Source organism: Vibrio sp. HA2012 (genome assembly GCF_002812955.1).
Taxonomy (GTDB): Bacteria; Pseudomonadota; Gammaproteobacteria; order Enterobacterales; family Vibrionaceae; genus Vibrio.
In genome coordinates this window covers 250,151-262,741 of sequence record NZ_PFXK01000004.1, presented here as the reverse complement: position 1 = coordinate 262,741, position 12,591 = coordinate 250,151, and the positions used below count along the sequence as shown (strand labels likewise).

Here is a 12,591-nt window from a genome sequence, read left to right as displayed (position 1 = left end):
CTCCGGATGATTATGCTCTCAATAAATAATGGTTATGCTCTGGACAGATAGTTGGCCTTACCTACCCACTTATAACTGGTCAGCTCTTCCAGCCCCATCGGCCCGCGAGCATGCAGCTTCTGGGTAGAAACAGCCACTTCAGCGCCTAAACCAAACTGTGCACCATCGGTAAACCGGGTTGAAGCGTTCACATAAACTGCCGCCGAGCCAACAGAATTAATAAAGCGCTCAGAATTTTGCAGGCTATTGGTCATAATGGCATCGGAATGGCTGGCGTTATGCACTCGCATATGTTCAATGGCTTCTTCTACATCCGCCACCACTTTTACCCCCAGCGTATAAGCAAGCCATTCGGTATCAAAATCACCGTCAACGGCATCGCGTATCTGTTTTACGTTCCCGAGCAGCGCTCTGGCTTTCGGTTCGGCAACAAAACTCACCCGGTCATTCAGACGTTCAGCCAGCATAGGCAGAAACTCAGCAGCCACAGCTTCATGTACCAGCAAGGTATCCAGTGAATTACAGGCCGACGGACGCTGAACCTTGGAGTTTTCCACCACATCCACCGATTTAGCCAGTTCAGCACTCTCATCAATAAAAATATGGCTGATGCCGAAACCACCAATAATCACAGGGATTGTGCTGTTTTCTTTACACATTTTATGCAAACCGGCACCACCGCGCGGGATAATCATATCCACATATTCATCCAGCTTAAGCAACTGAGACACCAGTTCACGATCCGGCTTTTCGATATACTGTACCGAAGCCGCAGGAAGATCGGCTTTTTGCAGAGCCGACTGAATCACCTTCACCAGTTCCATATTGGAGAAAAACGTCTCTTTCCCGCCGCGCAAAATACTGGCATTACCGGTTTTCAGGCACAGTGCCGCGATATCAATCGTCACATTCGGCCGCGCTTCATAAATCACGCCGACAACCCCCAAAGGTACGCGCCGGCGGGAGAGTGACATGCCGTTTTCCAGCACCTTACTGTCGATCTCACTGCCAACCGGATCATTCAGGCTAATAACATTACGCACATCACCGGCAATACCTTTCAGGCGCTCAACATTCAGCATCAGCCGGTCAAGCAGAGCTTCACCTAATCCGGCAGAACGGCCTTGTTCAATATCCTTTGCATTCGCGGCAAGAATCACATCCGCGTTGGCTTCCAGTTCATCAGCAATGATCGCCAGTGCTTTATTTTTCTGTGCCGTAGAGGCTGTTGCCAGATGGAAAGCCGCCTCTTTGGCCGCTTTCCCCATTTGAATCAATTCCATTTCTCGTTTCCTATTCTTGAATAACAACCAGATCATCCCGATGAATCACTTCCGATCCGTACTCATACCCCAGTATGGTACCAATCTCTTTACTGTGTTTCCCGGTGATCCTGGCTAAATCCACACTGGAATAGCTGGCAATACCTTTTGCTATCAGCTTTCCTTCTGCATTACGTACCCGTGCCACTTCGCCCCGTTCAAAATGTCCGGTTACCCCTGTCACCCCTTTGGCCAGCAGACTGCTGCCCCGTTCAACCACGGCATGAACAGCGCCATCATCAATCATGATGTCTCCGGATGCCATCGGCCCGGCCAGAATCCAGCTTTTACGGTTTTCCAGCGCATCTTCCAACGGCAGAAAACGGGTGCCGGGAGGCTGTTCGCTCAGAGTATCCGCGATAACATTTTTAGCACTTCCTGCTGCGATGATCACTTCAATTCCGGCTCGACGGGCAATATCTGCTGCCTGCAGTTTGGTTGCCATACCTCCGGTTCCGAGCGTAGTCCCGCTGCCCCCGGCGATTTTACGCAGTGTGGCATCAATGGTTCTTACTTCACGGATCAATTCCGCATCCGGGTTACTTCTCGGATCAGCTGTAAACAATCCCGGCTGATCGGTCAGCAGCAGCAACTTATCCGCACTGCAGAGAATACCAACCAGTGCCGATAAATTATCGTTATCACCGACTTTGATTTCTGCCGTGGCAACCGCATCGTTTTCATTCACAACCGGGATAATATTGTTATCCACCAGTGCATTAATCGTATCTCTGGCATTCAGAAACCGTTCACGGTCTTCCAGATCCGCACGGGTCAGCAGCATCTGACCGATTTTTAGCCCGTAGATGGCAAACAACGATTCCCACGCCTGAATCAGCTGACTCTGGCCCACAGCAGCCAGCAGTTGTCTGCTCGCCATTGATTTGGGGAGTTCGGGGTAATCCAGATGCTCTCTGCCCGCTGCCATTGCACCGGAAGAGACCATCACCACAGAGTGGCCCTGTTTTTTCAGTTCCGCACACTGCCTTACCAGCTCAACCATATGAGCCCGGTCCAGATGGTTGGTTCCGCCCGTTAGTACACTTGTACCCAGTTTCACTACTATCGTTTGCGCAGCAGGTGAAACCTTCCCGTTTTGGTTCGTAGTCATGATTACCAGAATTACTAAAAAGATGAATAAAAGAGGATACGCTGTTTTAACAATCAGAAGAAGATTGCACAAGAAGAAAAAGGCGCATGATGCGCCTTTTTAATCTGAAACCGTCATTTCATCAGAGGTGGTCAGACAAATTCTGCAGATTCAGTATGTAAACCAAACTCCAGACCAAAACGCTCTTCCAGCACTTTGCTGAGTTTTTTCATAAATTCATTCTGAGTCCGGGTCACTTCGTCACGGACATTATCCGGAACCTTCGATTTTTCCCAGCAACCGGACTGATTGTACAGACCGATCTCAAAGTTGGCAGTGAAGCCTTGTGTCACTTCTTCCCGGACACAGGATTCCAGTTCCATCCACCACCCCCAGAACTCGCGTTCTTCCGGTGATTTCTGATCATCGACACAGACAGACAGACAATCAAACAGATAATTTCCGTCCTGAGAATCATTCTCTCTCAGGTAGGGGCCGATGGCTCTAAGCGCAGTTAACAACCTAAAATGTGTGGGATTAGCCGTTACTTCCGTCATAGGAATCTCCATTTCTTTGTAATAATTTGAAATATCAAATGTGTTTTTTGTACGAAAGAGAAACTATATTTAACCAAACATCAACAAAAGTCATCAATTTAATTCATCTTTTAGCCACTTTATTGCTAAATCGAGGGTTTGCTCATAACCGACAGAAATAGAACGTGCCGAAATCTGTTTGGCTTTTCCGCCATCACTGAACATCGCCACCAACCGGTTATCCGAATAAGGCGAAATCGGATCGCCCTCCAGCGCCACCGCCAGAATTGGAACCTTAGTTTTACGTCCGGAGAAAAAACCCTGCGACTTCAGTGACCACGCCTGCATCTGCCCGGCAAAGCTGTTCAGATCCACCGATGCTTTTCCCAGGCGAGAGACCAGCACGTCCAGATACATTTTCGATGCACCTTTCACTTTATCTGCCGTTGAAAAGAAATGATGGATAGGCGCACCAATAGAAACACACGCCTTAATTTTATCCGGCTGCATAAAGGCAAGACGAACCATCGCATTACCGCCAAAACGGTAACCAAGCAAACCGACTCTGTGGTGATCCACCCACGGCAGTTCAGGCAGCTTCTCCAGCACAGCACGGTGCAATGAACAGCTGTTTTCCGTAAGCGTAAACTGGCTGCTGTGACCGACGGAAGGCATATCCAGAATAAGCATGGCAATATTGCCCGGAGCCAGATAATCCCGGAACAGCTTCCATAAATCACTGTGCAGACTGTCCAGACCGGCACCGACAACAACAACCGGCAACGGCTCTTTCGTGTGCGGCAGGTGTAGATAAGCACGAATTTTCTTCCCTTCAAAAGGAACCTCAACCTGCTTGATCACGTAGCGGCTGTGCTTCCCGACCTCATCATAGGCCGTGCTGGCCAGTGCCTGAGCCTGCAGCGCCAGACTGTCACCTTTCAGGTGCGGATAACCGGCCAGACCAAAACACAAGCTGGCATAGGCGTATTCATCGGCAGCCGCATCCCCTTCCATGTCTGCCGCTTTTTTCTGATGCTCCATTCCCAGAGCTATCCACTCATAGGTCCAGTTTCCGGAGTGATACCCCATCACGGTATCCAGCCACTGTTCTTCCGAACGGGAATTCGGCGAAGAGGCGATTTTGGCCAGCACCCTTTCCTGCTCTATCGGATCCATACCCAACCAGATCCAATGGTAGCGGCGCAAGTTGCGGTACCAGGAATACCCTTCACGCTCCCGCTTCTCTTTCAGCAGTTCCAGACTGCTGGGCAAATAACGGGTCAGTTGGGAAGTTTCTTTCGCTTGTCTGTGTTTTTTAAACAAGGTTTCGGAGAGATTTTTACTTTGAGAGTCAGACATAGCCAGCCATAATTTGGACAATATGTTCTTATCATATAAAAAAAATGACCCGGAGTCGGGTCATTTTCTGAATTTTGCCGGTAAACAGGCAGAATAAAGCGAAGAGCTTATTTTTTATTGACAGGCTCAACAAAGGTCAATGCCATATCCCATGGTTGCTCAATCCAGGTATTCTGAGGAATATCAACAACATACTCATCAACCAGATCTACACCAGCCGGTTTGGCACATACGGTCACCAATTTTGCTTTCGGATACATTTCACGGATCTTACGTGCTGTATCACCACTGTCTACCAGATCATCAACGATCAAGAAACCTTCACCATCACCTTCAACCGCTTTCAGTACGGTCATGTCACGCTGATGGTCGTGGTCATAGCTCGAAATACAGACGGTATCCACATAACGGATACCCAGCTCACGAGCCAGAATTGCTGCCGGAACCAGTCCTCCACGACTTACGCCAATAATTCCTTTCCACTGCTCAGCTGGCATTTGGCGTTCCGCAAGTTGGCGACAATAATGATGCATATTGTCCCAAGTGATGATGAATTTATTACTCATAATATTAAAAACCTGTTCGGCTTACCGCATTCGCCATTACGCGAATGCAAATTTCAGTGCAAAAATAACAGCAAGCACCCAAACTCCAACCGGAACTTCACGGCCTTTACCGCTCAGACCCTTGATAGCTGCATAAGAGATAAAACCAAATGCAATACCATCGGCAATAGAGTAAGTCAGAGGCATTAACAGACACACAACCGCGACAGGAGCCGCTTCAGTCAGATCGCGCCAGTCGATAGCCACCAGACCAGACATCATCAGGATCGCTACATAGAATAGCGCACCGGAAGTTGCATAAGCTGGGATCATACCTGCAAGTGGCGAGAAGAATAATGCAAGTAGGAACAAAATGCCAACAACAACCGCCGTTAAACCAGTACGGCCACCACAAGCAACACCCGCAGTACTTTCTACATAAGATGTAGTGTTTGATGTACCCAGCAGCGCACCCACAGCCGTTGCGGTAGAGTCAGCCAGCAGCGCACGGTTCAGACGAGGAATTTTACCGTCTTCTTTGATCAGGTTTGCTTTTGTTGCCACACCAACCAGAGTACCGGCAGTGTCAAACAGGTCAACGAACAGGAATGCAAACACAACGGAGATCATACCCACTTCAAATACAGCAGAGAAGTCCAGTTGCATAAATGTCGGAGCAATACTTGGTGGAGTCGACATAATACCGTGGTACTGCACATCACCAAAAAGAATACCCAGAACAGTAATAGCCAGAATCGCAATCATTACCGCTGCTTTGAAGCCATGAGTAACCAGAGCAATTGTCAGGAAGAAACCAACCGCCGCAAGGATAGCGTGCAGATTTGTCATATCGCCGACTGAAACCAGTGTTGCCGGGTTATCACCGACAATACCGGCACCCTGCAGAGCGATAAACGCCAGAAACAGACCGATACCGGCAGAAATACCCATACGCAAAGACATAGGAATAGAGTTGATGATCCATTCACGGATACGGAACAGACTCAGCAGGATAAACAGCACACCAGAGCAGAATACCGCAGCCAGTGCTACCTGCCAGGTATGGCCCATACCCAGAACAACAGAATAAGTGAAGAAGGCGTTCAGACCCATACCCGGAGCCTGAGCAATCGGGTAGTTTGCGATAAAGCCCATAATAAAGCAGCCAATCGCCGCAGCAAGACAGGTTGCAACAAACACAGAGCCTTTGTCCATGCCTGTAGCAGACAGGATCGCAGGGTTAACAAAAATGATGTAAGCCATAGTAAGGAATGTGGTTACACCGGCAATAATCTCAGTGCGAACATTGGTTCCGTTCTCACTCAGTTTAAATAGCTTTTCCAGCATCGTGATATCCTAAAAATGTAGTTAAAAAGAAAAACTGTAAAGTAAACGTTTGCGCGAATTATAAAGTTATCAAAAACCAAATTCCACCATCAGACTGCTGTTCAGGGCATTTTTTGCTGCAAAAAAACAACCACCCACAGTCAAAAAACAGAAAAAACAACATAACACAATGATTAAAAAACGAAAAAACCAGACAATGGCATGGGTGTTTTTTAACCATGTAATAATACAACAGGTCATTTCAGCGAATTTTTCCGCTGCTAAACATAGCAAAAATTATATAAATGCAGTGATTTAATCCAAAGGCACAAATATAGTGCAATTATGTAATGGATTACATTATAGAAAAGAAAAAACCGCTGCTCAAAATAAGCAGCGGGAGAATAAGAACAGCGCCAGGGCTGTAAGAAATTTCCAATAACATTAGGGTGAACAACAAGTTCAAATCACACGTAAAGCAATCAATCACTGACAACCACGATTAATAACTCAAACATGTCAGGGTAAAGGTTCCGGCCAGTCGCAAAAAAAAAACACCAGACCAGAACCTTTAAAACCATTGGTTGTAAATATACCACCATGAAAATTTATTACAAGATTTTAAGTGATCTCGATCACCATTTTTTACATTATCCTGAATAAACCACATAAAAGGTAATTAAATTACATAAATATCAATTAACAGTTACATCGACTCAGGCAGACAAACTCGTATATGACTTTCAGCATGAGGATAACTAGTGGTATGATGACAGCATGCTACTATCTCATGGATTAAACAGTTATTTTCTCCGACAAAACTGAAATAACTCAGGATCTAATCTGGTTAAAAACAAAAAATAAGGAGTTTTCTGTGACAAAACCACACTCAGAAATCAGTTCTCTCTCTCCGCAACCTCTCTGGCAACTTTTTGACCAGATTTGTGCCATTCCTCATCCGTCTTATGAAGAAGAAGCACTGGCGGCTTTTATTGTCAACTGGGCAACAGAGCAGGGACTGAACGTAAAAAGAGATGCAACCGGTAATATCTTTATTAAAAAGCCGGCCACTCAGGGCATGGAAAACCGTAAAGGTGTGGTTCTTCAGGCTCACCTTGATATGGTGCCACAGAAAAACGAAGACACCGCTCACGATTTCAGTACCGATCCGATCCTGCCTTATATCGATGGTGAGTGGGTGACGGCCAAAGGTACGACTCTGGGTGCCGATAACGGTATCGGTATGGCATCATGCTTAGCGGTTCTGGCTTCTGATGAGATTAAACACGGCCCGCTTGAAGTGCTGCTGACGATGAATGAAGAAACCGGTATGACTGGCGCATTCGGTCTGGAAAAAGACTGGCTGGAAGGTGATATTCTGCTGAACACTGATTCTGAGCAGGAAGGCGAAGTCTACATGGGCTGTGCCGGAGGTATTGATACTACGCTGACTTTTACCATGCAGCGTGAGCCCCTGCCAGCAGGATTCTCTACCCGTCAACTCACCCTGAAAGGGCTGAAAGGCGGCCATTCCGGCTGTGATATTCATACCGGACGCGGTAATGCCAACAAGCTGCTGGCTCGTTTCCTTGCCGGCTGTGCACAGGAACTGAACCTGCGCCTGATCGATTTCCGGGGCGGAACACTGCGTAATGCGATTCCTCGTGAAGCCTTCGCAACCGTTGCTGTGCCGGTAGAGAATGAAGGTCTGCTGCATGAAAAATTCAACCAGTATGCAAGCCTGATCAAAGAAGAACTGGGCCGTATTGAAACCGATATTATTGCTTACTATGAAGTGAGCGAATCCGCACAAGCTCCGTTTGTTCAGGCTGAACAATCCCGCTTTATTGCCGCTCTGAATGCCTGCCCGAACGGGGTAATGCGTATGAGTGATGAAATTCAGGGCGTGGTAGAAACCTCACTGAATGTCGGTGTGATCAAAACCGAAGATAATCAGATCTCCGTACGTTGCCTGCTCCGTTCACTGATCGACTCCGGTCGTATCCAGATTCAGGAGATGCTGGCCTCCGTGGCAGAGCTGGCTGGTGCCCATATCGAGTCCAAAGGCGCTTATCCAGGCTGGAAGCCGGATGCTGATTCAGAAATTATGCATGTTTTCCGTGATACCTACGAAAAGCTGTACGGCAGAAAACCGAATATCATGGTGATCCACGCCGGTCTGGAATGCGGTCTGTTCAAGAAACCTTATCCGGAGATGGATATGCTTTCTTTCGGTCCGACGATCAAGTTCCCGCACTCACCGGATGAAAAAGTAGAGATCAGCACCGTCGCCTTATACTGGGAACAGATGATCGCAATTCTGGAAAATATCCCGGAAAAGAAATAGAGATCCGTCATCGCTACGCTTCCAGAAGCTAGATACTATAAAAGAAAAAGCCTGCTAACCGATTAAGTTAGCAGGCTTTTTTACATCAAGAATACAGAGTGCTTCGCTTTAAGCATGACGTTGAACACTCAAAGGCACGTTACCGTGCCCTATGACTAATCCTATCAGCCAATATTTACCCTGGCATTGCGGAACATCCGCATCCACGCAGAATCTTCACCCCATGCATCCGGCGCCCAAGAGTTAGCCACCGTACGGAATACACGTTCCGGGTGAGGCATCATAATGGTTACACGACCATCTATCGTTGTCAGACCGGTGATCGCATTTGGCGAACCGTTCGGGTTGTTTGGATACTGCTGGGTTGGGTTACCCATGTTATCCACGTAGCGAACTGCAACCGTACCTGACGCTTCAATCGCCGCAAGGTGCGCATCATCACGGACTTCCACACGACCTTCACCGTGAGAAACTGCAATCGGCATACGCGAACCTTGCATGCCATTAAAGAAGACAGAATCTGACTTCTGAACTTCAACCAAACTGAAACGCGCTTCAAAACGCTCAGATTCGTTGCGAACAAAACGTGGCCACAGATCCGCGCCCGGAATAAGCTCATGCAGGTTAGACAGCATCTGACAACCGTTACAAACACCAAGAGAGAAAGTATCTTCACGCTTGAAGAAGGCTTCAAACTGGTCACGCGCCTGTGCATTGAACAGAATCGATTTCGCCCAGCCTTCACCGGCACCCAGTACGTCACCGTATGAGAAACCACCACAAGCCACCAAACCGTTATATTCATCAAGAACAGCCTGACCCGTCAGGATATCGCTCATGTGGATATCGGTTGCTTCAAAGCCCGCACGGTCAAAGGCTGCCGCCATTTCGACATGAGAGTTAACCCCCTGCTCACGCAGGATTGCCATCTTAGGCTTAGCGCCGGTTGCGATATAAGGAGCCGCAATGTCTTCATGCACATCAAAGCTCAGTTTCACATTCAGGCCAGGATCCGCATCATTTTTCTTCGCTTCAAATTCCTGATCCGCACAGGCTGGATTATCACGCAACGCCTGCATCTTATGCGTGGTTTCCGCCCAGATAGTACGCAGCTCGGTACGGGAACGGTCAACCACAACATCTTCACCAGACTTAACCACCAGTTTATCAGACTGCTCTACCGCACCAATTACATGGCTGCATTCCGCAAGACCATACTGTGCCAGTGTTGCCTGTACCGCTTCGATATCGCTGTTCAGTACCTGAACCACAGCACCCAGTTCTTCGTTAAACAGAGCCGCCAGAACATCATCGCCCAGTGCAGCAATATCAGCCTGCACACCACAGTGACCGGCAAAGGCCATTTCCGCCAGCGTTACCAGCAGACCGCCATCGCCTTTATCGTGGTAAGCCACCAGCTTGTCATCTTTAACCAGAGCCTGAACCGCGTCATAGAAGCCTTTCAGCTGTTCTGCGCTGTCCACATCCGCAGGCTTGTCACCCAGTTGCTTATAAACCTGAGCCAGAGCTGTTGCACCCAGACGGTTCTTACCGTTACCCAGGTCAATCAGAATCAGGCTGGAATCGCCTTTGTCGGTACGAAGCTGTGGAGTCACAGTCTTACGCACATCTTCCACACGGGCAAACGCGGTAATGATCAGTGACAGCGGAGAAGTAACTTCTTTCTGCTCGCCATCTTCTTCCCATTTGGTTTTCATCGACATAGAGTCTTTACCAACCGGAATGGTCAGACCAAGTGCAGGACACAGCTCTTCACCAACCGCTTTAACCGCCTCATACAGACCCGCATCTTCACCCGGGTGACCCGCCGGAGACATCCAGTTTGCAGACAGTTTAATATGTTTGATATCACCAATTTCTGTCGCCGCAATGTTCGTCAGAGATTCACCGACAGCCAGACGGGCAGAAGCACCGAAGTCCAGCAGAGCAACCGGTGTACGTTCACCCATTGACATGGCTTCACCGTGATAAGTGTCATAACTTGCTGCGGTTACTGCACAGTTTGCCACCGGCACCTGCCATGGACCAACCATCTGATCACGTGCAACCAGACCGGTTACAGAGCGGTCACCGATAGTGATCAGGAACGTTTTCTCAGCAACAGCTGGCAGACGCAGTACGCGATCCACAGCGTCATTCATTTCAATGCCAGAACGGTCAATAGCCGGATTCTGCACTTTCAGCGTCACCGCATCACGAGACATCTTCGGCGGCTTACCAAGCAGAATGTCCATCGACATATCAATCGGCGTATTATCAAAATGGGAATCTTCCAGAGTCAGGTGACGCTCTTCTGTTGCCACACCAACAACCGCATAAGGCGCACGTTCACGCTTACAGATAGCGTCAAACTCGTCCATGTTCTCCGGAGCAACGGCCAGAACATAACGTTCCTGAGATTCGTTACACCAAATTTCCAGTGGACTCATGCCCGGTTCATCATTCGGTACATCGCGCAGCTGGAATTTACCGCCACGTTCGCCGTCATCAACCAGCTCAGGCAGTGCGTTAGAAATACCGCCCGCGCCCACATCGTGGATAAAGGCAATCGGGTTTTCTTCACCCATCTGCCAGCAGCGGTCGATCACTTCCTGACAACGACGTTCCATTTCCGGGTTTTCACGCTGTACAGAAGCAAAGTCCAGATCTTCAGCAGACTGGCCAGACGCCATAGAAGAAGCCGCACCACCACCAAGACCGATGTTCATCGCCGGACCACCCAGCACGATGATACTCGCGCCTACCGGGATCTCACGTTTCTGTACGTGTTCGTCACGGATATTACCCATACCACCAGCGATCATAATCGGCTTATGGTAACCACGGATCTCTTCGCCGTTATGGGAGTTCACTTTTTCTTCATAAGTACGGAAGTAACCCAGCAGATTCGGACGACCAAATTCGTTGTTAAATGCTGCGCCACCCAGAGGACCTTCCAGCATAATATCCAATGCGTTTACGATACGACCCGGCTTACCGAAATCGGTTTCCCAAGGCTGCTCAAAATTCGGAATACGCAGGTTAGAAACCGTAAAGCCCACCAGACCCGCTTTTGGCTTACCGCCGATACCCGTTGCGCCTTCGTCACGAATTTCACCGCCAGACCCCGTTGAAGCCCCCGGCCACGGAGAAATCGCTGTCGGGTGGTTATGCGTTTCTACCTTCATCAGGATATGAGCATCTTCATTGTGGTAGTTATACTGACGAGATTCTGGATCCGGGAAGAAACGACCCACTTTTGAACCTGTCATTACTGCGGCGTTATCTTTATAAGCAGACAACACATAATCTGGTGTCGTTTCGAAGGTGTTCTTAATCATCTTAAACAGGGATTTTTCCTGCTTAACACCATCAATAGTCCAGTCTGCATTGAAAATTTTATGACGGCAGTGCTCCGAGTTCGCCTGAGCAAACATCATCAGCTCGATATCGTTCGGATTACGGCCCATCTTAGTAAAGCTTTCTACCAGATAATCGATTTCATCTTCCGCTAGAGCCAGACCCAGTGCAACGTTAGCTTCTTCCAGAGCCAGACGGCCACCGGCAAGCACATCCACATGAGCAACCGGAGCTGGTTCAGCAATAGTGAACAGTGCTTGAGCCTGAGCCATATCAGTAAACACGCTTTCCATCATCCGGTCGTGGATAATGCTTTTCAACTCGCTCAACTGAGTCTCTGACAACTCGGCAGAAGTTTCGACATAGTAGGCTGTTCCGCGCTCAAGACGCTTAACCTTACTCAGACCACAGTTGCGTGCGATATCGGTAGATTTTGAAGACCAAGGTGAAATAGTGCCCGGACGAGGAGTCACCAGAAGCAGCATACCCTGCGGCTCATGCTCTTCAATCGTCGGGCCGTAGGTCAGCAACTTGGCAAGCTTTTCCGCATCAGACGCATCAAGGTCTGCGGTTAAGTCTGCAAAGTGCATAAACTCGGCATAAATGTCGGTGACAGGCAGGCTTCGTTCACGACAAAGTTCCAACAGTTTGTTAACTCGAAACTCAGATAGAGCTGGGGAGCCACGCAGTATTTCCATGTGCTTAG

At 48.5% G+C, this 12,591-nt stretch carries 8 protein-coding genes; 1 reads left to right on the top strand and 7 read right to left on the bottom strand.

What is annotated here, in order from left to right:
* Positions 1-32: 32 nt before the first annotated feature.
* From CSW98_RS09805 to CSW98_RS09780, 6 genes are all read right to left on the bottom strand, one after another.
* On the bottom strand, positions 33-1,283 hold the full coding sequence (locus CSW98_RS09805) for a glutamate-5-semialdehyde dehydrogenase (RefSeq protein ID WP_100800303.1): 1,251 nt from the start codon (positions 1,281-1,283) through the stop codon (positions 33-35).
* A 10-nt stretch (positions 1,284-1,293) separates the two neighbouring features.
* Positions 1,294-2,433: a glutamate 5-kinase gene (proB, locus tag CSW98_RS09800; protein WP_100800302.1), complete on the bottom strand. Its 1,140-nt coding sequence runs from the start codon at positions 2,431-2,433 to the stop codon at positions 1,294-1,296.
* A gap of 131 nt (positions 2,434-2,564) precedes the next feature.
* Entirely contained in the window at positions 2,565-2,969 is a 405-nt protein-coding gene (gene crl, locus CSW98_RS09795) for a sigma factor-binding protein Crl (protein ID WP_100800301.1), read from the bottom strand.
* 93 nt (positions 2,970-3,062) lie between these two features.
* The gene (gene frsA, locus CSW98_RS09790) at positions 3,063-4,307 is read right to left on the bottom strand and encodes an esterase FrsA (protein WP_100800300.1); all 1,245 of its coding nucleotides are present in this window, start codon (positions 4,305-4,307) and stop codon (positions 3,063-3,065) included.
* A 107-nt stretch (positions 4,308-4,414) separates the two neighbouring features.
* The gene (gene gpt, locus CSW98_RS09785; RefSeq protein ID WP_100800299.1) at positions 4,415-4,873 is read right to left on the bottom strand and encodes a xanthine phosphoribosyltransferase; all 459 of its coding nucleotides are present in this window, start codon (positions 4,871-4,873) and stop codon (positions 4,415-4,417) included.
* Between the two features lie 36 nt (positions 4,874-4,909).
* Complete coding sequence (locus CSW98_RS09780) at positions 4,910-6,199, bottom strand: NCS2 family permease (RefSeq protein ID WP_100800298.1); 1,290 nt, start codon at positions 6,197-6,199, stop codon at positions 4,910-4,912.
* Positions 6,200-7,052: 853 nt separating this feature from the next.
* Between CSW98_RS09780 and CSW98_RS09775 the strand changes: the two genes are divergently transcribed.
* The gene (locus CSW98_RS09775; RefSeq protein WP_100800297.1) at positions 7,053-8,525 is read left to right on the top strand and encodes an aminoacyl-histidine dipeptidase; all 1,473 of its coding nucleotides are present in this window, start codon (positions 7,053-7,055) and stop codon (positions 8,523-8,525) included.
* 164 nt (positions 8,526-8,689) lie between these two features.
* Here CSW98_RS09775 and purL read toward each other — a convergent pair whose 3' ends face one another.
* Positions 8,690-12,583, bottom strand: a complete 3,894-nt coding sequence (gene purL, locus CSW98_RS09770; protein WP_100800296.1) for a phosphoribosylformylglycinamidine synthase — start codon at positions 12,581-12,583, stop codon at positions 8,690-8,692.
* Positions 12,584-12,591 lie beyond the last annotated feature (8 nt).

Bases quoted from the DNA above. Each gene is read 5' to 3' on its own strand.
- crl (WP_100800301.1), bottom strand. From the start codon at position 2,969: ATGACGGAAGTAACGGCTAATCCCACACATTTTAGGTTGTTAACTGCG.
- gpt (WP_100800299.1), bottom strand. From the start codon at position 4,873: ATGAGTAATAAATTCATCATCACTTGGGACAATATGCATCATTATTGT.
- proB (WP_100800302.1), bottom strand. From the start codon at position 2,433: ATGACTACGAACCAAAACGGGAAGGTTTCACCTGCTGCGCAAACGATA.
- CSW98_RS09780 (WP_100800298.1), bottom strand. From the start codon at position 6,199: ATGCTGGAAAAGCTATTTAAACTGAGTGAGAACGGAACCAATGTTCGC.
- CSW98_RS09805 (WP_100800303.1), bottom strand. From the start codon at position 1,283: ATGGAATTGATTCAAATGGGGAAAGCGGCCAAAGAGGCGGCTTTCCAT.
- purL (WP_100800296.1), bottom strand. From the start codon at position 12,583: ATGGAAATACTGCGTGGCTCCCCAGCTCTATCTGAGTTTCGAGTTAAC.
- frsA (WP_100800300.1), bottom strand. From the start codon at position 4,307: ATGTCTGACTCTCAAAGTAAAAATCTCTCCGAAACCTTGTTTAAAAAA.